The following is a 23652-nucleotide window of genomic DNA, read 5'->3' as shown; positions in this document are numbered from 1 at the left end:
CGGAATGGCGACGCAGATAGATCGCCCCGGATTACATCCGGGCTACGCACTGCCAGCGTCAAGGGCGAGACAGCCCTTGCAAACATAGCCCCTAGCAAAGATCTCGCGAGCTAGAGTCCTGCAAGGCGCTACGTTAGTAACAGCCTTCGGCTGGTCAAAACAGGCGAGGAAGCGGACTGGGCTCGCACGCGAGTGTACTTTTGTACATGAGCATTACTCGTTTCACTCGCCCCTTCGGGGTCGCGCTGAAGCGCGCTAGCCACAAGTGGCTTTCCGAGCCTGTTTTTAACGCAGCAGGGCCGACGCGCAGCAGATCGTAGACAGGCCCTCAGTCCAGCTTGAAACGCGCGGTATTCTGCGCCAACGCCTGACTGCCCTGACGCAGCTGTTCAGCGGCGTTGCTTACTGCCTGCGCGCCTTCAAGCAGGGCGCTGGCGGCGTGATCGACCTGCTGAATATTGCCGCTGACTTCATCGGCGGTGGCTGCCTGTTGCTCGGCGGCGGTGGCGATTTGTGCCAGGCGATCAGTCACCAGCTGCACCGACTCGACGATGGCATTCAGGTCCTCGCCCATGGCCAGCACGCTGCCAACATCACCTTCAGCCTGGCGCACGGCGTCTTCCATCTGGGTCACCGACTGGCCCACAACGCGGTGCAGGTTGGCCACGGTTTCGGCGATTTCCGCCGTGGAGTTCTGCGTGCGTTGCGACAACGAACGCACCTCGTCGGCCACCACGGCAAAGCCGCGGCCCTGATCACCGGCACGCGCTGCTTCGATGGCGGCGTTAAGCGCGAGCAGGTTGGTCTGCTCAGCGATGCCCTTGATCACATCCACCACCCGGGTGATCTGCTCGGTCTGGCTGCGCAGTTGCTGCAAGGTGGTGGCGCTGTCGCCCAGACGGCTGCTGAGCTGGCGCATGCTCTCGCTGGTACGCGCGCTGCGCTGGTTGCTCTGGTTGGCGATCTCGCGGGTCTGGCTGGCTTCCACCGCGGCCTGCTCGCAGCTCTGCGCCACGCTTTGCGCAGTGGCGGCCATTTCGGTGGCGGCAGCGGCAATCTGGCTCATCTGCGCCTGTTGCTGTTCCACCGACTCCAGAGCATTGCGCGCCTCGCCGTTGAGCATCTGCACCGTGCCGCCCAGTTGCTGGCTCTGCTGATTGACCCCCTGCATGGAGTCGCGCAACTGGCCGACGGCGGTATTCAGCGCCATGGCGATACTCGCCAGGTCGTCCTCACCATGCACCTGCATGCGCACGCGCAGATCGCCATCGCGCAGGCCTTCGGCAGCCTGGATGATCCCGGCGGTGCTGCGGCGGATCGAGGCGTTCAGGCAGAACAATACATACAGCGCCAGCAGGGTCAGTACGCTGAACACGCCGATCACTTCGATCATCGCGGTCAGGGCCTTGCGCCGGTAATCACCAAGACTGGCGGCAAACTGCTGGTACAGCGCAGTCTGCAGGGCCAGCAATTGGCCCTGCAGGGCATCGGTGCGCTGCACGAACTGCTCCGGGGTCAGGGCCATCGGGCTGGCCTCGAACATGTCGCGGTCGATGCCCGCGAGGAAGGCTTCGTAACCCTGCAGCGCCTCATCATAGGGCCCTTGCAGCTGGCGCATCGCACGCGGCGCCTCCAACTTGAGCGTGGCCTGGGCCTTGAGCAACTGGCTGCGCGATTCATCCAGGCTGCGGCGCAGGTCGCGGATCAGCACTCGGCTCTGCAGGGTGAAATGCTGCGACACCACGGCGCCATAACCCTGGCTGGCAAAGCTGCCCAACTGTTCGAGCAGACGCGGCAAGGTGTAGGTCAGCTGCTCCATCATCAGGTAGGTGTCGAGCTGCGGATCGAGGATCAGCCCACTGTCGGTGGCCACCTGCTCGCGCAGGGCCAGCAGGCTCAGCAGGTTCTTTTGGTAACGTTCGAGGGCATCGGGCAAGGCCAGCTTACCCAGCACATCGACACTCAGTTCGGCCTGACTGGCGCTGAGCGTCTGCAAATGCTGGCGAGCCTGATCGCTCATCAACTCGGATTTAAGCGGCGGCTCCAGCGCTTGCAACGTGGGACCAAGACCACTGGCATGTTCGCGCAGCAACGCTTCGGCAGCTTTCTCGGTGCCCTTCCAGCGCGACAGCAAGGTGCGTTGCTCAATCAGCTCCTGCTGCACGCCGGCCATGCCCTGCAGGGCACTGATGCCTTCCAGTTCATGGTCGATGGAATTGAGTCGATCCTGATAATTACTACTGATCACCCACAGGGAAAAGCCCAGCGGCAGGGCGAACAAGACAAACACCAACTGAAACTTGCGCGCAAAGCTGAAACGTTCCAGCAGCCGCACACCCGGTTTGAGTACTCCAGTCATACACACCTCAACCTGTTGAGCGCGCCAACTTCAGGGGCGCGCCAAAGCAAAACTTCAAGCAAGAAGCACGCCCAAGCAGCGCGCCTGCAGGCGGTAATGTTTAATGAGCATAGATGAGTGACCGGAGCACGGCCGTTAGTCGGTCGGAGAGCTGTTCCGCTCGGCCTAGAAAACCTAACTGGGAATGCCGCTCCAGAGTTCGTCGACCTGGCGAAAGCCCCACTCCTCGGCGGACTCGCGGCCGACGATCTTGTCGCGCCCGACCAGCTTGCTCAGATCGAGAATTTCCTGCGGGATCGGGGTTTTCGATCTGGCCGAGAAGAACACCTTGACCCTCGGCGCAAGCAGCGACTTGGCCTGCTGCTCCATCACCACGCCGATACGCCCGCTCTCCAGACGCACCAGCGAACCCACCGGGTAGATGCCCACGGTTTTAACGAAGGCCTGGAATACCACGGGGTCAAAATGGCCCTTCCACTCGGCCATCTTGCGGATCGACTCGGCCGGGTCCCAACCCTGCTTGTACGGCCGGTTGGAGGTGATCGCGTCGTACACGTCGCACACCGCGCCCATACGCGCGTACAGGCTGATCTGCTCACCGGCCAGACGATGCGGGTAACCCGTACCATCGACCTTTTCGTGGTGGTGCAGGCACACATCCAGCACCAGCGCGCTGACCTGCTTGCTCTCAATCAGCATGCGCGAGCCGGCTTCGGGGTGGTTGCGTACGGTGGCGAACTCATTGTCAGTGAGCTTGCCCGGCTTGTTCAGCACATCGTTAGGAATCGCCATCTTGCCGATGTCATGCAGCAGCCCGGCCAGCCCAGCTTCGCGCACCTGGCCCTCGTTCAGGCCCAAATTGCGCGCCAAGGCAATCATCAAGGCGCAGACCGCCACCGAGTGCATATAGGTGTATTCATCGGCATGCTTCAGCCGCGCCAGGCTGATCAACGCATTGGGGTGGCGCATGATCGAATCGGAAATCTCCTCGACCAGCTCGCCGGCCTGCTCAAACTGCAACGCCTGGCCCATGCGCGCATCGCCAAACATGCTGACCACCGCGGCCTTGGAGCGGGCGCAGAGTTTCACCGCACGCTGCACCTCATCTTCCATCGACACCGCCAGGTTGACCGGCGGGCTCTGCACCGCAGCCAACAGGGCGGCCTCGGCTTCGGCGGCGACTTCCTCGGGGCTGACGCTGACGGTGCCAACCGCAACATCCAGGCCCTTGCTGACATCAATCCACAACTCGCCGATGCTGCTGGCCTTGATCCGCTGCAGGTCTTTTTCAGAGTTGAGAAGGAACTTGGATTTCCAGAAGGGGTGGTCCATCCATGCGCCACAGAACTCGTGGATATACATACCGACGCGCACGTCGGCCACAGCAATGCACTTCAACATGGATTGCACTCGGACGAGAAAGTAACCCGGTGATTGTCAGACAAGCGTAGATGAACAATCGCCGGCATTATGCTGACCTGCAGCAACTAATGGCCATAGGACATTGGTCGCCGATGGACGGCTTGGAAGCCTTGCCACGACTGCTTATCATTGCCGCTCAAGCGCACCCTAAGGAGTTGCCATGCGCCGCCTGTTGACCGGTCTTAGCGTCATTATTCTGTTGCTCCTCAACACGCTGACACTGATCGGCCCGCTGCTGCTGATCGCCCTTGGCAAGTTCATCCTGCCCGGCAAAGCGCTGAAAACCGCCAGCTCGCGCGGGGTGATGTGGGTGGCGGAAACCTGGGCGGAGATCAACAAGCTGATCTTCGCCACGCTGCTACCGGTGCACTGGGATATTCGCGGCAGTGCCGACCTGCGCCAGAGCACCTCCTACCTGGTGATCAGCAACCACCAGTCCTGGGTCGATATTCCCGCCCTGGTGCAGGCATTCAACCGCAAGACGCCCTACTTCAAGTTCTTCCTCAAGCAGCAGCTGATCTGGGTGCCTTTTCTTGGCCTGGCGTTCTGGGCGCTGGATTACCCCTTTATGCGTCGCTACTCCAAGGCGTTTCTGGCCAAGCACCCCGAACTCAAAGGCCAGGACCTGGAGATCACCAAACGCGCCTGCGAGAAGTTCAAGGACCTGCCGGTGACCGTGGTCAACTACCTCGAAGGCACCCGCTGCACCCCGGCAAAGCAAGCGCAGCAGGGCTCGCCCTATCAGTATCTGCTCAAGCCGAAAGCCGGTGGCGTGGCTTTTGTCCTGGCGGCACTGGGCGAACAGCTGGACACCGTGCTGGACGTGACGCTGGTGTATCCGGGCAAACGCATTCCCGGTTTCTGGGATTTGATCAGCGGTCAGGTAGACAAGGTCATCGTCGACATTCAAACCCGCGACCTCGACCCGGCGCTGTGGCAAGGCGATTACGAGAACGACCCGGTATTTCGCCAATTTGTGCAGAGCTGGGTGACGAAACTGTGGCAAGACAAAGATGCGCGGATAGCGGCAATACGCGCGGAACAGTCCATCTGACCAGACACCGCTGCCACTCAACTACTCAGGCAGCTCACGGCGAATCATCCAGTGCTCGGGCGGCGGCATCAGGCGGCTGATGTCGAACTGCGTCAGGCTGGCCTGATCGAGCATCTGGATCATCGGGCTGACCTGCCGCGCATGGGGCTGATCTTCCAGCACACGCACGGCCAGATCGACCGCGATGCGCGCCTGCAAAACCGGTGAGTCGGTTGGCGCGGCGACAATAAAGCCGTCGCGAATCTGCTCGATAATCCGCTCAGTGGTGTAGGTGGCCAGTACCTGCGCCCGGTAGTTCTGCCCGGAGGTCTGCACCAGCTGGGCGGCAAAACCGGCCGCCTCGGCGTTGCCCAACAAGTAGTCGAGGTGCGGATGCTGCCTGAGCAGCTCGCGCACCAGTTGCGCCTGGCTGGCGCGATCCACCGGGGCATAGCCAGCATGTTCAACGCGCATACGCCCGGCCTGCTGCGCCTCACGCAGCGCACGCTCCAGATCCTCGACCCAGCCCGCCCCTTGTGGCCCCGGCAACCAGCCCAGACTGTATGGCCCGGCAGGGCGATGCTGTTCGATATAGCCCAGCGCAGCACGCAACATGTCGGCAAAGTCCACATTGGAATTGGCACTCAAACCGGGGCAATCGCTGCCGTTCACCAGCTCCACCACCGGTTTACCCTGCTCGACCAGGGCGGCGATGGCGCCGCAGAGCGCCTGAGCATTGATGGCGGCAATGATGTAGGCATCCGCATCCAGTTGCCGGCACTGCTCCAGTTGCTGCGCCTGCACCTGCGGATTTTCATAGCCACCGGCTTCATAGATACCGAGGCGCACGCCTTGGCGGGTGGCCTCTTCATCCAGGCCCCAGGCCACGCCCCACCAGTAGCGGTCTTTGCCGTGGGGCAACAGCGCGCAAATTCGCCAGGGCTTGGCGGCTTTTTGTAAGGGCTGATAGAGCTGAGTGCGGCCATCGGCCTGAACTTCGACTGGGAACCAGTCAGCCGCCGACACCAGGCCTGTGGTGCACAACAAACTGAGGGTTAAAACGATTACCCGCATGAAATCCGACCCTGGAAAGTGCGCACTGAACAGCGGTGCCGTGCACTTACTGTAGCCACTTTTGCGGGCATAACGCGGCAGCCAGAAGGCGGACACCTGCGTGCCCGCCAGGATGCCTTATGGCTGTCAGGCGGCGCTGAACAGCTTGTGCGGATCAATCACAAACTTCTTCGGCACGCCGGCATCGAACTCGCCGTAACCACGCGGCGCATCGTCCAGGCTGATCACCTGCACGCCGACCACTTCGGCAATGTTGATGCGGTCCCACATGATCGCCTGCATCAGCTGGCGGTTGTACTTCATCACCGGGGTCTGGCCGGTGTGGAAGCTGTGGGATTTGGCCCAGCCCAGACCGAAGCGGATGCTTAAGGAACCGATCTTCGCTGCCGCATCGACTGCGCCCGGATCTTCGGTGACATACAGACCGGGAATACCGATCTTGCCGGCCACCCGCACCACGCCCATCAGCGAATTAAGCACCGTGGCCGGCGCTTCGTGCTGCACGCCTGCGTGACCATGGCCACGGGCCTCGAAGCCCACCGCATCCACCGCACAATCGACTTCCGGTTCGCCCAGTAACGCAGCGATCTGTTCGTGCAGTGGGGTGTCTTTGGACAGGTCGGCAATCTCGAAACCCACCGCCTTGGCATGGGCCAGACGCACGGGATTGACATCACCGACGATCACCACCGCCGCGCCAAGCAGGCGTGCTGAAGCGGCTGCAGCCAGACCGACCGGGCCGGCACCGGCGATATACACGGTGCTGCCCGGGCCAACACCGGCGGTCACCGCGCCGTGGTAGCCGGTGGGCAGGATGTCGGACAGGCAGGTCAGGTCACGGATCTTCTCCATGGCCTTGTCGCGATCCGGCAGCTTGAGCAGGTTGAAGTCGGCATACGGCACCATGGCGTATTCGGCCTGGCCACCGGTCCAGTCGCCCATGTCGACATAACCGTAGGCACCGCCAGCACGCGCCGGATTAACCGACAGACAAACGCCGGTGTGCTGTTCCTTGCACGAACGGCAGCGACCGCAGGCGACGTTGAACGGCACCGAAACCAGATCACCAATTTTCAGGTTCTCCACGTCGCGGCCCTTCTCGATCACCTCACCGGTGATTTCGTGGCCCAGTACCAGGCCGGTTTGCGCCGTGGTACGGCCGCGCACCATGTGCTGGTCGGAGCCACAGATATTGGTGGAGACCACGCGCAGGATGACCCCGTGCTCGATCTTGCGACCGCGCGGGTCCTGCATTTTCGGATAGTCGATTTTCTGCACTTCGACCTTGCCAGCGCCGAGATAGACGACGCCACGATTACCAGACATACGTATTTCTCCTTTCTTGTTGTGAATACAAAGGCGCAGCCAACGGTCGCGCGGCCTTGTACTGGAGCTTGTGTCTGTTGCCGGGTGGGGCCGAGGGTTTGGCAGTCGGTCCCACCCATAGCGAGGGTTTCAGCAGTTGCGGTTTAGGCGTGCAGCACCACCGTACGGCTGGCGTTAAGAAACACCCGCCGTTCGAGGTGGTAGCCGATGGCTTTGGCCAGGGTCTGGCACTCGATATCGCGGCCCTTGGCGATCAGGTCTTCGGGGTAGTGGGCGTGATCCACCGACTCCACGCCCTGGGCGATGATCKGCCCTTCGTCGAGGTCGTTGTTGATGTAGTGGGCGGTGGCGCCGACCAGCTTGACGCCCTTCTCATAGGCCTGGTGATAGGGCTTGGCGCCCTTGAAACCGGGCAGCAGCGAGTGGTGGATATTGATCGCCCAGCCATCCAGCTGGCGGCACAGCTCGGGCGACAGCACCTGCATATAGCGGGCAAGCACCACCAGTTCAGCGCCGCTGTCCTCGATCACCTGCAGCACCTTGCGCTCCTGCGCCGGCTTGTCATTCGGGTCGAGGGGGAAGTGGTAGTAGGGAATATCGTGCCAGCGCGCCAGCGGCTCCAGGTCCGGGTGGTTGGACACCACCGCCACCACATCCATCGCCAGGTGGCCGATACGCTGGCGATAGAGCAGGTCATTCAGGCAATGGTCGGCCTTGCTGACCATCAGCACCACCTTGGCGCGGTAGCCCGGCGGGGTTAGCTCGACCTGCATGCCGAAGGCGGTCAAGCGCTGGTCGAGGCCGGCGCGAAAGGCCTGCTCATCGAAGTCATCCGGCTGGCGGAATTCCACGCGGATAAAGAAGCGCGCCGACAGACGATCATCGAAGGAATGGTGCTCGGTAACGTAGCAGCGCTGCTCGAACAGAAAGCGCGTCACCGCATCCACGGTGCCGAGCACGCTCGAGCAGTGGGCGGTGAGAATCCAAGTATCGGGGGTGCGGCTCATGGTCAGTCCCTCGGTGGAACTCGTGGGAGGGGCTTTAGCCGCGATCGGCGTTAACCACGAGAACAGTCGCGGCTAAAGCCCCTCCCACAGGGTGTTTGTTGCCATCTGGGCGTAGGGTGGATCGGGGCGCGTAGCTGGCGCTTTATCCATCCACCTTTGCGGGCCTCTGGTGGACGAGAAAAGCGTCGTCCACCCTACGTTCAGGCTTTGATCGCCAAGCCGTACTCAGCGCTGGCGTCCTGCAGCCACAGCCAGAAGTAATCGGAGAAGCTGCGGCGGATCAGCAGCTCCCAGGTGTCTTCGGCAGTGTGGCGGATTACCAGTTGCGACTTGGCGAAGTGGGTGCCCACCGCCTTGCCGACCGGGAAGTTGCTTGGGTGCACGTCATAGCTGGTGGACTTCATCAGCACTTCGCGCACCTTCGGCCCGCTCAGTTCCAGCAGCGTCTGACCGCCGCTGACGTTGACGATCGAAATGTGCTGGCCGTCCAAGGCTTCGCGCAGCTTCTGCTCGACCGCGAACTCGCTGCCGCTCGGCACAATCAGCAGCCACTCATCTGGCGCCAGCCATTGCAGCGAGGTGTCGCCGGCCGCCACCAGAGTTAGTGCCACCGGCAGTTCCAGGCCCAGGGCCTTGTGTACGCCGCCGGCAAACACCGGGTCTTTGCCATCGCCACGCAGGGTCAGGTGGCCGAGCAGCTTCTTCTCGCGCACCGTCACCCCGGCGCTGGCCGAGCCTTTACCTGCCAGCTGTTCAAGGCCGGCGTGGAACAGTGGCGATTCGGCATGTGCCGCAGCCGGGCGTTGCTGATAAACGTTGATCGAATTAGACATTCTGGCGATCCCCTTTCGGGTCATAGAACACGGAGCTGACGATTTCGGCTTCGATCAGGCTGCCATCGGCCAGCGGTGCAAAAACCCGCTCGCCGGTGCGTTTGAGGCCGCCCTTGACCACGCCCATGGCGAAGGAATAGCCCAGCGCCGCGCTCATGTAGCTGGAGGTGACGTGGCCGACCATCTGCATCGGGATGGTCTGTTTCGGGTCGAACACCAGTTGCGCGCCTTCCGGCAACACCTTATTGGGGTCGACGGGTTTGAGCCCGACCAGCTGCTTGCGGTCTTCGCGCAGGCTGTCTTCGCGGTTCATGCCACGCCAGCCGATCCACGAGAACGGCTTGGTGCGGCCTACGCACCAGCCCATATTGAGGTCGTCTGGGGTGACCGAGCCGTCGGTGTCCTGACCGACGATGATGAAGCCCTTCTCGGCGCGCAGCACGTGCATGGTCTCGGTGCCGTAAGGCGTCAGGCCATGCTTCTTGCCGGCCTCGATGATCTTTTCCCACACGCCCAGGGCGTAGTCGGCCTGCACGTTGACTTCATAGCTCAGCTCACCGGTAAAGGAGATGCGGAACACCCGCGCCGGCACACCGCCAACCAAGCCTTCCTTCCAGGTCATAAAGGGGAAAGCGTCCTTGTTCAGGTCGATGTCGGTGACCTCGGCCAGCAGCTTGCGGCTGTTGGGGCCGGACAGGGTCATGGTCGCCCAGTGGTCGGTGACCGAAGTGAAGTACACCTTCAGCTCCGGCCACTCGGTCTGGTGGTAAATCTCCAGCCACTCCATCACCCGTGCGGCGCCGCCGGTGGTGGTGGTCATCAGGAAATGGTTGTCGGCCAGGCAGGCGGTTACACCGTCGTCGAAGACCATGCCGTCTTCCTTGCACATCAGGCCGTAGCGCGCCTTGCCCACATCCAGTTTGGTCCAGGCATTGCTGTACACGCGGTTGAGGAACTCGCGGGCATCCGGGCCTTGAATATCGATCTTGCCCAGCGTCGAAGCATCCAGAATGCCCACCGCGTTACGCACAGCCAGGCACTCGCGGGCCACGGCGGCGTGCAGGTCTTCACCGGCCTTGGGGAAATACCAGGGGCGTTTCCACTGGCCAACGTCCTCGAACTCGGCACCGTTTTGCAGGTGCCAGCTTTGCATTGCGGTATAGCGCTTGGGCTCGAACAGCGCGCCACAGTGGCGGCCGGCCACCGCGCCGAAGGTCACCGGGGTGTAGTTCGGGCGGAACATGGTGGTGCCCATCTGCGGGATGCTGATGCCCAGCGAGCGGGCGGCAATCGCCAGACCGTTGATATTGCCCAGCTTGCCCTGGTCGGTGCCGAAGCCCAGCGCGGTGTAGCGTTTGACGTGCTCGACCGACTCGAAGCCTTCGCGCGTCGCCAACTCAATACCAGCGGCGGTAACGTCGTTCTGCAGGTCAACAAACTGCTTGGGCGCACGCGCCGTCGGCTTGTCGTGCGGCACCTGAAACAGCGCCAGGGAAGGCTCTTCCATGCGCACTGCCACCTGCGGCAGGCTGGCGGAAACCGCCTTGAAGCCGGCTTCGGCAGCTGCCGAGACACCGGCCTCGAAACCATCGGCCAGGGCATCACCCAGGCCGAACACACCATTCACCGCACCGGCGCACAGGCGCTTCTGGAAGCCGCCCTCGCCGGGCACAAAGGCCAGAATATCTTCACGCCAGGTCGGCCGGCCGCCCAGATGCGAGGCCAGGTGAACTACCGGGCTGTAACCGCCAGAGCTGACGATCAGGTCGCAGTCGAGCACTTCACCCGGGCTGCTGACTTTATGGCTCTGCACATCGATGGCGCAGATGCGCGCAGCAGTTACCCGCTTGCTGCCAGCGGCTTCCACCACGGCGCTGCCGGTAAGGATGCGCACGCCGCGCTTGCGCGCTTCTTCTACCCAGCTGCCGCGTGGGTTGCTGCGTGCATCGGCGACGGCCACCACCTGCAGGCCGGCGTCGAGCCAGTCGAGAACCACGCGGTAGGCGTAATCGTTGTTGGTCGACAGCACCAGCTGCTTGCCCGGCGCCACGCCATAACGGCGCACATAGGTGGACACCGCGTCGGCGAGCATATTGCCCGGCACATCGTTGTTGGCGTACACCAGCGGCCGCTCGTGGGCACCGGTTGCCAGCACCACACGCGTGGCCCGCACGCGGTGCATACGCTGACGCACCATCCCCATCGGCGCGACTTCACCGAGGTGATCGGTCAGGCGCTGGTGAATGGTGAGGAAGTTGTGGTCGTGGTAACCGTTGACCGTGGAACGCGGCAACAGGGTGACTTCAGGCATGCCGGACAGCTCGGCAATCACCTGCGCGGCCCATTCGGCCGCCGGTTTACCGTCGAGGGTTTCGCGGGTGCTGAGCAGGCTGCCGCCGAACTCTTCCTGCTCATCGGCGAGAATCACCCGGGCACCGCTGCGCGCAGCAGCCAACGCTGCAGCCAGGCCTGCCGGGCCAGCACCGACTACCAGCACGTCGCAGTGCTGGTTCATGTAGTCGTAGCTGTCCGGGTCCACGGCGGTCGGCGCACGACCCAGACCTGCGGCCTTACGGATGTATTTTTCGTAGGTCAGCCAGAGGTTCTGCGGGTACATAAAAGTTTTGTAGTAGAACCCCGGCGGCATCATCTTGCCGCCGACCTTGCCGAGAATGCCCATCAGGTCGGTGTTTACGCTCGGCCAGCCGTTGGTGCTGCTGGCGACCAGGCCGGCATACAGCGCCTGCTGAGTGGCGCGCACGTTGGGGATCTGCGCCGCTTCGGTGCTGCCGATCTGCAGCACGGCGTTCGGCTCTTCGGCGCCGGCGGCAACGATGCCGCGCGGCCGCGAGTACTTGAAGCTACGGCCGACAATATCCACGCCATTGGCCAGCAAGGCGGCGGCCAGGGTGTCACCGGCAAAGCCTTGATAGCTCTGCCCGTTGAAGCTGAATGTCAGGGGCTGGCTGCGATCGACGCGGCCGCCTGTGGCAAGACGATTGACCTGGCTCATGCCGTTACTCCTTGGTCGATGGCCTTTTTCTCGGCAGTGCCGGCAGCAGTGACGCTGGGCTTCTCGCCGATCTTGTAGGTTTCGAGAATTTCGTAGGTCACCGTGTGACGGGTGGCGTTGAAGTACTTGCGGCAGCCGGCGGAATGCACCCACAGCTCGTGGTGAATGCCGCGCGGGTTATCGCGGAAGAACAGGTACTCGCCCCACTCGGCATCGGTGCAGGCGGCTGGGTCCATCGGGCGCGGAATATGCGCCTGGCCCTTGGCGTGGAATTCCTCTTCGGAGCGCAGTTCGCCGCAGTGAGGGCAAAAGATATGCAACATGGGGAAGCCCTCTTAGTGAGCCACGGCAGCAGCGCCGTGCTCGTCGATCAATGCGCCGGTGTGGAAACGGTCCATGGCGAACGGCTTGGCCAGCGGGTGCATTTCGCCCTTGGCCAGGCTGGCCGCGAACACGTGGCCCGAACCTGGCGTGGCCTTGAAGCCGCCGGTGCCCCAGCCGCAGTTGAAGAACAGATTGGGCACCGGGGTCTTGGAGATGATCGGGCAGGCGTCCGGCGAGGTGTCGACGATGCCGCCCCATTGACGGTTCATGCGCACCCGCGAGAGCACCGGGAACATCTCGACGATGGCCTGCAGGGTGTGTTCGATGGTGCCGTAGGAGCCGCGCTGGCCGTAGCCGTTGTAGCCGTCGATGCCGGCGCCGATGACCAGGTCGCCCTTGTCGGACTGGCTGATATAGCCGTGCACGGCGTTGGACATGATCACGCTGTCGATAATCGGCTTGATCGGCTCGGACACCAGCGCCTGCAGCGGATGGGATTCCAGCGGCAGGCGGAAGCCGGCAAGGCCAGCCATATGTCCGGAGTTACCGGCGGTGACCACGCCGACGCGCTTGCCGCCGATAAAGCCCTTGTTGGTTTCCACGCCGATGCACACGCCGTTTTCCTTGCGGAAACCGATCACTTCGGTCTGCTGCAGCAGGTCCACGCCCAGGGCATCGGCGGCGCGGGCATAGCCCCAGGCCACGGCATCGTGGCGAGCCACACCACCACGGCGCTGCACGGTAGAACCCATCACCGGGTAGCGGGTGTTCTTGCTGCAATCCAGATACGGAATTTCTTCGGCCACCTGCTTGGCGTCCAGCAGTTCGCCGTCCACGCCGTTAAGGCGGTTGGCGCTGACGCGGCGCTCGGAGTCGCGCATGTCCTGCAGGGTGTGGCACAGGTTGTAGACGCCGCGCTGGCTGAACATGACGTTGTAGTTGAGGTCCTGGGACAGGCCTTCCCACAGCTTCATCGCGTGCTCGTAGAGGTGCGCCGACTCATCCCACAGGTAGTTGGAGCGCACGATGGTGGTGTTGCGCGCGGTGTTGCCGCCGCCCAGCCAGCCCTTCTCGATCACCGCGACGTTCTTTACGCCGAACTCTTTGGCCAGGTAATAGGCCGTGGCCAAACCGTGACCGCCACCGCCGACGATGATCACGTCGTACACCGGCTTGGGCGTGGGGTTGCGCCACATGCGCTGCCAGTTTTCGTGGTGGCTGAACGCGTGCTTGAACAGGCCGAAGCCGGAATAACGTTGCATGGGATGCTCCTGAAATCTGGGTCACGCAAGCCGTAGGGTGGATCACGCTTTACCGATCCACCATGACCACAACGGTGGATGTCAAAAGCGACATCCACCCTACCAATCAGCGATAAACGGGATAGTCAGCACACAGCCCTGCCGCCAAGGTCGCCACCTGCGCTTCCACATCGGCATCGCCCAGGTGGTCGAGGATGTTGCAGATCCAACCGGCCAGCTCGATGCTCTGCGCTTCCTTGAGGCCACGGGTGGTGATGGCCGGGGTTCCGATACGCAGGCCCGAAGTCACAAACGGCGACTGCGGGTCATTCGGCACGGCGTTCTTGTTGACCGTGATCCCGGCACGACCCAGGGCCGCATCGGCGTCTTTACCGGTCAGGCCCTGACGGATCAGGCTGACCAGAAACAGGTGGTTGTCGGTGCCGCCGGAAACCACGTCGTAGCCGCGCTCGATAAACACCTTGGCCATGGCCTGGGCGTTTTTGATCACCTGCGCTTGGTATTCCTTGAAGCCCGGCTCCATGGCTTCCTTGAAGCACACCGCCTTGGCCGCGATCACATGCATCAACGGGCCGCCCTGGGCACCGGGGAATACCGCCGAGTTAAGCTTCTTCTCTATCTCGGCATTGGCGCGAGCCAGGATCAAGCCGCCACGCGGGCCGCGCAGAGTCTTGTGGGTGGTGGTGGTCACCACATCGGCGAACGGAATCGGGTTGGGGTACAGGCCAGCGGCGACCAGGCCCGCGACGTGGGCCATGTCGACAAACAGCAGCGCCCCGACCTTGTCGGCGATGGCGCGAAAACGTGGGAAATCCAGAGTCTTCGAGTAGGCGGAGAAACCGGCAACGATCATCTTCGGCTGGCACTCGACGGCCAGGCGCTCAACTTCGTCGTAATCGATCAGGCCAGTGGCGGTGTCGATGCCGTACTGCACCGCGTTGTACAGCTTGCCCGAGGACGACACCTTGGCGCCGTGGGTCAGGTGGCCGCCGTGGGCCAGGCTCATGCCGAGGATGGTGTCGCCAGCATTGATCAGCGCCAGGTACACCGCGCTGTTGGCCGACGAGCCGGAGTGTGGCTGGACGTTGGCGTAATCGGCGCCGAACAGCGCCTTGGCGCGGTCGATGGCCAGCTGCTCGACCACATCGACATGCTCGCAACCGCCGTAATAACGCTTGCCCGGATAGCCTTCGGCGTACTTGTTGGTCAGGCCGCTGCCCTGCGCCTCCATCACCCGCTGGCTGGTGTAATTTTCCGAGGCGATCAGCTCGATATGATGTTCCTGACGGCTTTCCTCGGCGTTGATCGCGCTGAGCAACTCATCGTCGTAACCCTGAATCTGGTCGTGCTTGCTGAACATCGCGAATCTCCTACGGCAGCCGCTGCGGCGCATCTGGTCGATCGGGGAACGAGCCCCAGTTGCTAGCGATGGTATGACTCGCCCTGCAGCGCCAGATGCCTAGGCACGCCACGGGGGATTGCGTTTGCGACATGCACGCGTCGCAATTGCGTAGGTAGCGTTACCGCTTCGCCTGCATGGCAGAGGATGTCGCCCTGGTATCTGCACGGCAGCGTGACCGCAGATACAGTAGAGGCATCCCAAAATGCTCAAGGTCTGCAGACAAGGAACAGCGCCATGCCCGATCTCTCGCAACAATTCGCCAGCGACAACTACTCCGGTATCTGCCCGGAAGCCTGGGCAGCCATGGCCGAAGCCAATCAGGGCCACCAGCGTGCCTACGGCGACGACGAATGGACGGCGCGCGCCGCCGACCATTTCCGCCGCCTGTTTGAAACTGACTGTGAAGTGTTTTTCGCCTTTAACGGCACGGCGGCCAACTCCCTGGCCCTGGCGTCGTTGTGCCAGAGCTACCACAGCGTAATCTGCTCGGAGACCGCCCACGTCGAAACCGACGAATGCGGCGCGCCGGAGTTCTTCTCCAACGGTTCCAAGCTGCTGCTGGCCAAGACCGAAAACGGCAAGCTGACCCCCGAAGCAATTCGTGACATCGCCCTCAAGCGCCAGGACATCCACTACCCCAAGCCACGGGTCGTGACCCTGACCCAGGCCACGGAAGTCGGCACCGTTTACAGCCCGGATGAAGTGCGGGCGATCAGCACGGTGTGCCGCGAGCTGGGTCTGCACCTGCATATGGACGGCGCGCGCTTCTCCAACGCCTGCGCCTTTCTAGGCTGCAGCCCGGCCGAGCTGACCTGGAAGGCTGGTGTGGATGTACTGTGTTTTGGTGGCACCAAGAACGGCATGGCCGTGGGTGAGGCGATCCTGTTCTTCAACAAGGAGCTGGCGGTCGACTTCGACTACCGCTGCAAGCAGGCCGGCCAGTTGGCCTCGAAGATGCGCTACCTGTCGGCGCCCTGGGTCGGCATCCTGCAGAACGATGCCTGGCTGAAATACGCCCAGCACGCCAACCGCTGCGCGCAGCTGCTCGCCGAGCTGGTCAGCGACATTCCGGGGGTCAGCTTGATGTTCCCGGTGCAGGCAAACGGCGTGTTCCTGCAGATGTCGGAAGCGGCGCTGGAAATCCTGCGCGGCCAGGGCTGGCGCTTCTACACCTTTATCGGGGCCGGTGGCGCACGCTTTATGTGCTCCTGGGACACCGACGAAGCGCGAGTACGCCAGCTGGCAGCGGATATTCGCCAGGCCATGGCGGCGAGTTAACGAGGCACAAGCGCTGGTAACAAAGTGCGCGAGATCGCCTCGCGCACATTCGGCAGCAGCGTCGCGCTGCCACCCAATAATTCCTCCACCAGGCGCCGCAGCGCCACCGCTCGCTCCGGACTCAGGCCGCTGACGGCATGCTCGCAGGCCTGCTCGGCGGTAACGCCGGGTGGAATCGACAGCCCCAGCGCCACCAGGCGTTCGCGTAGGTCCTCCTGATCGATCAGGTCGGCGTGCATCATGATCAATTCCTCCTTTGGTGGCGTGCTAGCGCAGCACGCCTTCTTCCAACAGCAATTTGAAGATAGCCTCCGCGCCCGCTTGCGGCGAGACATCCTTGAGCACCTGCCCACCGCCGCCCGACGCTTTGGCGGTAGCGGCTTTCATGCGTTCGGCGCCGGTCTTGGCCTTGATCACCTTGAGGCGCTTGGGCCGGGGTTTCGCCGGTTGCAGTTGCGCGCTGGCAAACAGCGGATCGGCAACCAATTCCACCTCTTCGGCGGTCAACAGGCCCCGCCGCGCCGGGCCGAAGGCACTCTGCCGCGCGACGGGCGCCGCGTTATCCACGCTGGCGACAAACGGCAGACGCACCTGCAAGCGCCGGCGCTGGCCGCGCGGCAAGGCTTGCAGCACCTGGGCCACACCATTACTGACCTGCTCCACCGCCGCCAGCCCGACCACCAGCGGCCAGCCAAGCTGTTCCGCCAGCAGGTAAGGCAGCATGCCGGAGCCTTCGCCGGTTTCCGCCTGGCTGCCGGTCAATACCAGCTGCGCGCTGGAGTCAGCCAGGTAGTCGGCCAGCACCGGCAGCGCATCGCTGTGCGCCGGTTGTTCGAGAATCTTGATCTGCGCAAGACCCATGCCCAGGTAAGCGCGCAGCGCCTCCTGCTGCGGATCGCCGGCATGCAACACCTGCAAGCGCTCACCGGCCAGACGCAAACCCAGCTCGACTGCGCGGGCGTCCTGCTCGGCGCGGCGCGGACGGCCCGAGGTGGGGTGGGCGCCGACCGAGACCAGAGCAACGATATTTAGATCAGTCATGGTGCACCCGCAGCCTGGATGTGAACCGGGAGAAGATTGTTGATGGCGCAGACTTCCGCTGAGCTGGATACCCGTGGGAGGGGCTTTAGCCGCGAAAGCCGTTCGCGGCTAAAGCCCCTCCCACAGAATTTTGCGAACCCCGTTTTAGGCAGCATCGCGAGCGCCTCCCTGGCGGTGGGCGGCGACCCGCTCGATCAGCGCCTGCAGAATTGCGGCGGACTCGCCGATCACCGAAAGATCAGCGCGCTTGATCATGTCGCAGGTTGGGTCGAGGTTGATCGCCACCACCTTATCGCAGGCACCGATACCTTGCAGGTGCTGGATCGCGCCGCTGATGCCCACGGCCACATACACCCGCGCGGTGACCCAGATGCCGGACGCGCCGACCTGGCGCTCGCGGCCCATAAAGCCATCGTCCACCGCCACCCGCGAGGCGCCTTCGGTGGCGCCCAGCGCGGCGGCAACCTGGTGGAACAGCGCCCAGTCCTTCACGCCGTTGCCGCCGGAGAGAATAAATTCGGCCTCGGCCATGGGGATCTGCGCCGGATCGACCGCTACGGCACCCAAATCCTGAATCCGTGGCAAATGGCTGACCAGCGCCTCACTGAGCGCCAGCGGCCTGACTTCATGGCGGGTTTCGCTGACCGGCTCGGCGCACTCCACAGCGGCCAGAATCAGGCGAGGCGCTTGTTGCACCAGGTCTTCTCGCCCAGCACCGGCACGCCCACTGGCCATGCCCTCGGCCACCTGCCAAACCCGCGTTGCCGGGCGTTCGCCCAGCTTGGCCGCTAGGCGACGGCCCAATTCACCACCACCGCTGCGGCTATCGGGCAACAGCCAGTGGCGCGGTGTCAGTTGCCTTTCTACTGCGCCGAGGGCCAGTACCCGTGCTTCCGGGGCGTAGCCTTCGAAAGCGTCATCGGCGAACTGCAGCAGACGGTCGACGCCGTTGCAGTCGAAGGCGCTTTCCTTATGTTCACCAAAGATCACCGTGACCACCGCACCGTCGCTGCCGGCCAGCTTGTGCGCCAGGCCGAGCAGGTCCTTGTCATGGGCGCTCAGGCGGCCGCCGACCATATCCGGCACCACGGCGATGTAGAAGGTGGGTTGCTCGACCACATGCAGCGGCAATTGCACCACGGCACTGGCCGTCGAACGCTTGGCCACGCCGCCTTGCTGCGCGCCGGAGCGGTCGATGCGTTTAATGCCGTTGGGGCCGACAAAGCCCACCGCATGAGGATTCTTGCGCAGCACTCCGGCGGCGCTCAGCCAGCTGGCCACGGCCGGTTGCGCGGCGGCATGCAGCGGATGCAGGCGATTGCGCGCTATCCATTCAGCCCGTGGATCACGGCGGATCAGGTCGCTCATGGGCTTACCTCGGCTACTTCACGCGGGGCCAGCGCAGGCTGCTTCACCTCGACCACGCCCTCAATCAATACATCGGCCACCAGCTCGGCAATATCCTTGACCTCCRGACGCGGACCGACCACGCCTTCGAGCATCGCGGTGCACTGCGGGCAACCCACGGCGACCAGCTCGGCGGCGGTCTCTTTGATATCGACCATGCGCATATCGGGGATGCGCTGCTTGCCGGGAATATCGGTGATCGGCGCACCGCCGCCACCGCCGCAACAACGGGAGCGGAAGCCGGAGCGCTGCATTTCCTTGACCTCAATGCCGATGGCATTCAGCACATTACGCGGTGCTTCGTACTCACCGTTGTAGCGGCCCAGGTAGCACGGGTCGTGGTAGGTGACCGAGCCACCCTTGTGGGTGCCAAGGTTGAGTTTCTGACCGGTGATCAGCTCATCCATATAGGTGCTGTGGTGCAGCACCTGGTAGCGACCGCCCAGCTCACCGTATTCGTTTTTCAACACATGGAAACTGTGCGGGTCGCAGGTGACGATGCGCTTGAACTGATACTTGGCCAGGGTGGCGATATTGCGTTTGGCCAGCAGCTGGAACGTCGCCTCATCGCCAAGACGGCGGGCCACGTCGCCGCTGTCGCGTTCTTCCAGGCCGAGCACCGCGAAGTCGACCTTGGCGGCTTTCAGCACTTTGACGAATGCGCGCAGGGTGCGCTGGTTACGCATATCGAAGGCGCCATCACCGACCCAGAAAAGCACATCAACCTGCTGCGTATCGCTCATCAGCGGCAGGTTCAAATCCGCCGCCCAGTTCAGTCGCCCACCGGGGTTGAAGCCGCCGGGGTTATCGGTGGCGATCAGGTTGTCCAGCACCTCGGCGCCCTTGTTGGGCGTAGCACCTTTCTCCAGCGTGAGATGGCGGCGCATATCGACGATGGCATCGACGTGCTCGATCATCATCGGGCATTCCTCGACACAGGCGCGGCAGGTGGTGCACGACCACAGCGTTTCGGCATCGACCAGGGCTTTGCCATTCAGATTGACGATTGGCAGATGTGGGCCGCCGCTGTGCTCGCCAATGGGTTTGCCACTGCCGTCAAGGGATGGGTAGGGCGAACCAGCAAACTTGGCATCGGTACCGCCGGCCAGGCCGACCACCATGTCCTGAATCAGCTTTTTCGGATTCAACGGCTGACCGGCGGCGAAGGCCGGGCAGGCCGCCTCGCACTTGCCGCACTGCACGCAGGCATCGAAGCCAAGCAGCTGGTTCCAGGTGAAATCCGTAGGCTTTTCCACGCCCAGTGGGGCGTTGCGGTTATCCAGATCAAGGGCTTTCAAGCCGGTGGAACGGCCACCGCCAAAGCGTTCAGCGCGGCGATGCCAGGCCAGATGCAGTGCACCGGCAAAGGCATGCTTCATCGGCCCGCCCCAGGTCATGCCGAAGAACAGCTCGGACACACCCCAGGCCACGCCGACGGTCAGCAGCAGCGCGAGAATCCAGCCGCCAAAATCGACTGGCAGGATGCCGGCAACAGGAAGCGTGGCGATAAAGAAGCTGCCGGCAAACATCAGCAGGCTTTTCGGCAGGCGCATCCACGGGCCTTTCGACAGCCGCGACGGCGGGTCGAGGCGGCGTTTGGCGATAAACAGCGCACCGCCGAACATCAGCGCCGTGGCGCCCAGCAGGGCGAAACCAAGGATGCGGTTATGCAGGCCGAAACCGTGCACCAGAATCGCCAGCACCGCGGCCAGGACAAAACCGCCGGCGGTGGCCACGTGGGTGTTGGCGATATATTTGTCGCGCGCCACCACATGGTGCAGGTCGACCATATAGCGCCGCGGCATGGCCAGCAGCCCGCCGAGCCAATCGACCTGAGCCGGACGGCCACGGCGCCACATCAGAAAGCGCTTCGCCGCGCCAAGTACGGCTAGGCCGAGGGCGGCGAAGAGCAGGATGGGGAGTAGGGTGTTTAACATTCTTTGGTCTCCTTAGAGGGACCGGCAAACAACACGGTTCAGTCCCCTCGCCCCTGCGGGGAGAGGGCTAGGGAGAGGGGCAGCTGCACGCAAATTCGCGCAGGAAGCACCCTCTCCCCCGACCCCTCTCCCATGAATGGGAGAGGGGAGACAGGCATCAGAAGTCCTTGCACAACCGCAGCGCGTCATAGATCGCTGCATGGGTGTTGCGCTGGGCCACGCAGTCGCCGATGCGGAACAGCAGATAGCCGTCGCCCGCTTCGGATAAACAAGGCTGCGGCTGAATGGCAAACAGCGCTTCCACGTCGATCTGCCCCTTGTTGCGCGAGCCTTCCTTGAGCGCGTAGTACAGACGCTCATCGGGACGCACGCCGTTTTCCACCACCACCTGATCGACCACCCGCTCTTCTTTCGCGCCGGTGTATTCGTTCTCCAGCACCGCCACCAGCTTGTCGCCTTCGCGGTAGACCTTTTCCAGCATCAGGTCGCCGGTCATGATCACTTCTTTCGGGTACAGGCTGCGGTAATAGGTCGGGAAGCTGGTGCCGCCAATGGCCACGCCCGGCTTGATGTCGTCGGTGACGATCTCCACCTTGGCGCCCTTCTCGGCGATAAAGTCAGCCACCGACATACCGGTGAACTCGCAGATGGTGTCGTAGACCAGCACGTTGTTGCCGGGGGCGACCGTGCCGTCGAGAATGTCCCAGCTGCTCACCACCAGGCCTTCGGCCGCGCCCCAGTGTTCGTTCTGCTCGATAAAGGGATGACCACCGTTGGCCAGCACCACGATATCCGGGCGCAGGTCCATGATGCTCGCCTCGTCCGCGCCGGTGCCCAGGCGCAGGTCGATATTCAGGCGCGCCAGTTCCAGCTGGAACCAGCGGGTGATGCCGGCCATCTGATCACGCTGCGGTGCCTTGGCCGCCAGGCTGATCTGCCCACCGAGGCTGTCCTTCTTCTCGAACAGGGTCACGTCATGGCCACGTTCAGCGGCAACGCGTGCGGCTTCCATCCCGGCCGGGCCGCCGCCAACGATCACCACCTTGCGCTTCGGCCCGCTGGTTTTCTCGATGATATGCGGCAGGCCCATATATTCGCGGCTGGTGGCGGCGTTCTGGATACAGAGCACGTCGAGGCCCTGGTATTGGCGGTCAATGCAGTAGTTGGCGCCGACGCACTGTTTGATCTGGTCGACCTGGCCCATCTTGATCTTGGCGATCAGATGCGGGTCGGCGATGTGCGCGCGGGTCATGCCGACCATATCGACATAGCCGCCTTCGAGAATGCGCGTGGCCTGATTGGGGTCCTTGATGTTCTGTGCGTGCAGGACCGGGGCCTTGACCACTTCTTTGATGCCGGCCGCCAGATGCAGGAACGGCTCCGGCGGGTAGCTCATGTTGGGGATGACGTTGGCCAGGGTGTTGTGGGTGTCGCAGCCCGAGCCGACCACGCCGATAAAGTCGATCATGCCGGTATCGTCGTAGTACTTGGCGATCTGCTTCATGTCCTCATGGGACAGGCCATCCGGGTGGAATTCGTCACCGCAGATGCGCATGCCGACGCAGAAGTCGTCACCGACCTCGGCGCGCACGGCTTTCAATACTTCCAGGCCGAATTTCATGCGGCCCTCGAAGGTGCCGCCCCATTCGTCGGTGCGCTTGTTCACCCGCGGCGACCAGAACTGGTCGATCATATGCTGGTGCACGGCGGACAGCTCAATGCCATCCAGGCCGCCTTCTTTCGCCCGGCGTGCAGCCTGGGCGTAGTTGCCGATCACCCGCCAGATTTCCTCGACCTCGATGGTCTTGCAGGTGGCGCGGTGCACCGGCTCACGGATACCCGACGGCGACATCAGGGTCGGCCAGTGGAAGCCATCCCAGCGTGAGCGGCGGCCCATATGGGTAATCTGGATCATGATCTTGGCGCCGTGCTTGTGCATGGCGTCGGCGAGGTTCTGGAAGTGCGGGATGATCCGGTCGGTCGATAAGTTGACCGAGCTCCACCACTGCTGCGGGCTGTCGATGGCCACCACCGAGGAGCCGCCGCAGATCGCCAGGCCGATACCGCCCTTGGCCTTCTCTTCGTAATACTTGATATAGCGCTCGGTGGTCATGCCGCCGTCGGTGGCATACACCTCGGCGTGCGCGGTGCTGAGCACGCGGTTGCGGATGGTCAGCTTGCCGATTTGAATCGGCTGGAACATTGCCTCGAAAGCCATTACGGCATCCTCACGGTAAACGGCCTAGCGTTTCACTGTGGGAGGCGCTTTAGCGGCGATGCTGTCGCGGCTAAAGCCCCTCCCACGCACGGTATTTTTCTAGCGTGGTTTCACCACAAACAGGCCATCGTCGTGGCCCTCTTCGGAGCCGCCATAGACCTGCTCGGCCACGGTGCGAATCGCGCTGCCCTGGGCCTGGAGAATCTGGTCCATGGCGCCGGCAAACCAGCCGGTGAACATGTAGTCGACCTTGCGCCCGCACTTGCCGTAGACATAGACAAAGGCCGAGTGCTTGAGCTTCACCGAGGCAGTGCCCTTGTCGAGATCGATGGCCTCAATCTCGAACAGCCCCCAGCCGCGCTGCGACAAGCGCTTCATGTAATGCTCAAACACCGCGACGCCAGACAATCCGTGGCATTCGGCCTCTTTCTCACACCAGTGCCAGGCGGACTTGTAGCCGGCCTTGTAGAGAATCTCGGCATAGGCCTCAGCACCCAGTACCTCTTCGATACCGATGTGGTTGTTGACGAAAAAATGCCGCGGCACATAGAGCATCGGCAGGGCGTCGGTGGTCCAGACGCCGGTTTCGTCGTCGACCTGAATCGGCATTTCGGGTGCATGTGTGGCCATGTGTACGGACTCCAGAATTCGGTTGTGCTGTTGCCGGATCGATGGGTATCGCGCTGCTCAACCCATCCTACGGACAGTGATCGGTT

At 63.0% G+C, this 23652-nt stretch carries 18 protein-coding genes; 2 read left to right on the top strand and 16 right to left on the bottom strand.

Annotated features, from left to right (window positions below):
- Positions 1-328: 328 nt before the first annotated feature.
- Entirely contained in the window at positions 329-2359 is a 2031-nt protein-coding gene (locus P3C18_RS13135; RefSeq protein WP_275962291.1) for a methyl-accepting chemotaxis protein, read from the bottom strand.
- A gap of 174 nt (positions 2360-2533) precedes the next feature.
- The gene (locus P3C18_RS13130) at positions 2534-3760 is read right to left on the bottom strand and encodes an HD-GYP domain-containing protein (protein ID WP_275962290.1); all 1227 of its coding nucleotides are present in this window, start codon (positions 3758-3760) and stop codon (positions 2534-2536) included.
- Positions 3761-3941: 181 nt separating this feature from the next.
- On the opposite strand from P3C18_RS13130, the gene P3C18_RS13125 reads away from it, so the two are divergent.
- Positions 3942-4835 carry an acyltransferase gene (locus tag P3C18_RS13125; protein WP_275962289.1) on the top strand — a complete coding sequence of 298 codons (894 nt, stop codon included), beginning with the start codon at positions 3942-3944 and terminating at the stop codon, positions 4833-4835.
- A 21-nt stretch (positions 4836-4856) separates the two neighbouring features.
- Here the strand turns inward: P3C18_RS13125 and torT are convergent, their stop codons facing one another.
- The 8 genes from torT to glyA form a co-directional block, all read right to left on the bottom strand.
- Positions 4857-5888 (bottom strand): TMAO reductase system periplasmic protein TorT, encoded by a 1032-nt coding sequence (gene torT, locus P3C18_RS13120; protein ID WP_275962288.1) that lies wholly within the window; start codon positions 5886-5888, stop codon positions 4857-4859.
- Between the two features lie 126 nt (positions 5889-6014).
- Positions 6015-7214 carry a formaldehyde dehydrogenase, glutathione-independent gene (gene fdhA / locus P3C18_RS13115; protein ID WP_275962287.1) on the bottom strand — a complete coding sequence of 400 codons (1200 nt, stop codon included), beginning with the start codon at positions 7212-7214 and terminating at the stop codon, positions 6015-6017.
- A gap of 143 nt (positions 7215-7357) precedes the next feature.
- Positions 7358-8221 carry a formyltetrahydrofolate deformylase gene (gene purU / locus P3C18_RS13110; RefSeq protein WP_275962286.1) on the bottom strand — a complete coding sequence of 288 codons (864 nt, stop codon included), beginning with the start codon at positions 8219-8221 and terminating at the stop codon, positions 7358-7360.
- 200 nt (positions 8222-8421) lie between these two features.
- On the bottom strand, positions 8422-9054 hold the full coding sequence (gene soxG / locus P3C18_RS13105) for a sarcosine oxidase subunit gamma family protein (protein ID WP_275962285.1): 633 nt from the start codon (positions 9052-9054) through the stop codon (positions 8422-8424).
- Positions 9047-12067, bottom strand: a complete 3021-nt coding sequence (locus tag P3C18_RS13100) for a sarcosine oxidase subunit alpha (protein ID WP_275962284.1) — start codon at positions 12065-12067, stop codon at positions 9047-9049. The genes soxG and P3C18_RS13100 overlap by 8 nt, the downstream gene beginning before the upstream one ends.
- Positions 12064-12390, bottom strand: coding sequence for a sarcosine oxidase subunit delta (locus P3C18_RS13095; RefSeq protein ID WP_275962283.1), 327 nt, complete (start codon positions 12388-12390; stop codon positions 12064-12066). Before P3C18_RS13095 ends, P3C18_RS13100 begins: the two co-directional genes overlap by 4 nt.
- A gap of 12 nt (positions 12391-12402) precedes the next feature.
- On the bottom strand, positions 12403-13653 hold the full coding sequence (locus P3C18_RS13090) for a sarcosine oxidase subunit beta family protein (protein WP_275962282.1): 1251 nt from the start codon (positions 13651-13653) through the stop codon (positions 12403-12405).
- 106 nt (positions 13654-13759) lie between these two features.
- Positions 13760-15013 carry a serine hydroxymethyltransferase gene (gene glyA / locus P3C18_RS13085; RefSeq protein WP_275962281.1) on the bottom strand — a complete coding sequence of 418 codons (1254 nt, stop codon included), beginning with the start codon at positions 15011-15013 and terminating at the stop codon, positions 13760-13762.
- A gap of 276 nt (positions 15014-15289) precedes the next feature.
- Between glyA and P3C18_RS13080 the strand changes: the two genes are divergently transcribed.
- Positions 15290-16333 (top strand): low specificity L-threonine aldolase, encoded by a 1044-nt coding sequence (locus tag P3C18_RS13080; RefSeq protein WP_275962279.1) that lies wholly within the window; start codon positions 15290-15292, stop codon positions 16331-16333.
- On the opposite strand, the gene P3C18_RS13075 is transcribed toward P3C18_RS13080, so the two are convergent.
- From P3C18_RS13075 to P3C18_RS13050, 6 genes are all read right to left on the bottom strand, one after another.
- Positions 16330-16575, bottom strand: a complete 246-nt coding sequence (locus tag P3C18_RS13075; protein WP_090379281.1) for a hypothetical protein — start codon at positions 16573-16575, stop codon at positions 16330-16332. The two genes, P3C18_RS13080 and P3C18_RS13075, sit on opposite strands and share 4 nt — an antisense overlap.
- A 25-nt stretch (positions 16576-16600) precedes the next feature.
- On the bottom strand, positions 16601-17374 hold the full coding sequence (locus tag P3C18_RS13070; RefSeq protein ID WP_275962277.1) for an electron transfer flavoprotein subunit beta: 774 nt from the start codon (positions 17372-17374) through the stop codon (positions 16601-16603).
- A gap of 144 nt (positions 17375-17518) precedes the next feature.
- Complete coding sequence (locus P3C18_RS13065; protein ID WP_275962276.1) at positions 17519-18742, bottom strand: electron transfer flavoprotein subunit alpha/FixB family protein; 1224 nt, start codon at positions 18740-18742, stop codon at positions 17519-17521.
- Positions 18739-20718, bottom strand: coding sequence for a dimethylglycine demethylation protein DgcB (gene dgcB, locus P3C18_RS13060; protein ID WP_275962275.1), 1980 nt, complete (start codon positions 20716-20718; stop codon positions 18739-18741). Before dgcB ends, P3C18_RS13065 begins: the two co-directional genes overlap by 4 nt.
- A 157-nt stretch (positions 20719-20875) precedes the next feature.
- Entirely contained in the window at positions 20876-22936 is a 2061-nt protein-coding gene (gene dgcA / locus P3C18_RS13055; protein WP_275962274.1) for a dimethylglycine demethylation protein DgcA, read from the bottom strand.
- 99 nt (positions 22937-23035) lie between these two features.
- Positions 23036-23566 carry a DUF5943 domain-containing protein gene (locus tag P3C18_RS13050; protein WP_275962273.1) on the bottom strand — a complete coding sequence of 177 codons (531 nt, stop codon included), beginning with the start codon at positions 23564-23566 and terminating at the stop codon, positions 23036-23038.
- Positions 23567-23652 lie beyond the last annotated feature (86 nt).

It is taken from the genome of Pseudomonas sp. 1928-m (assembly GCF_029269135.1).
Classification (GTDB): domain Bacteria; phylum Pseudomonadota; class Gammaproteobacteria; order Pseudomonadales; family Pseudomonadaceae; genus Aquipseudomonas.
Note: the sequence above shows the minus strand (reverse complement) of the source record. Positions and strands in the feature narration are given on the sequence as shown.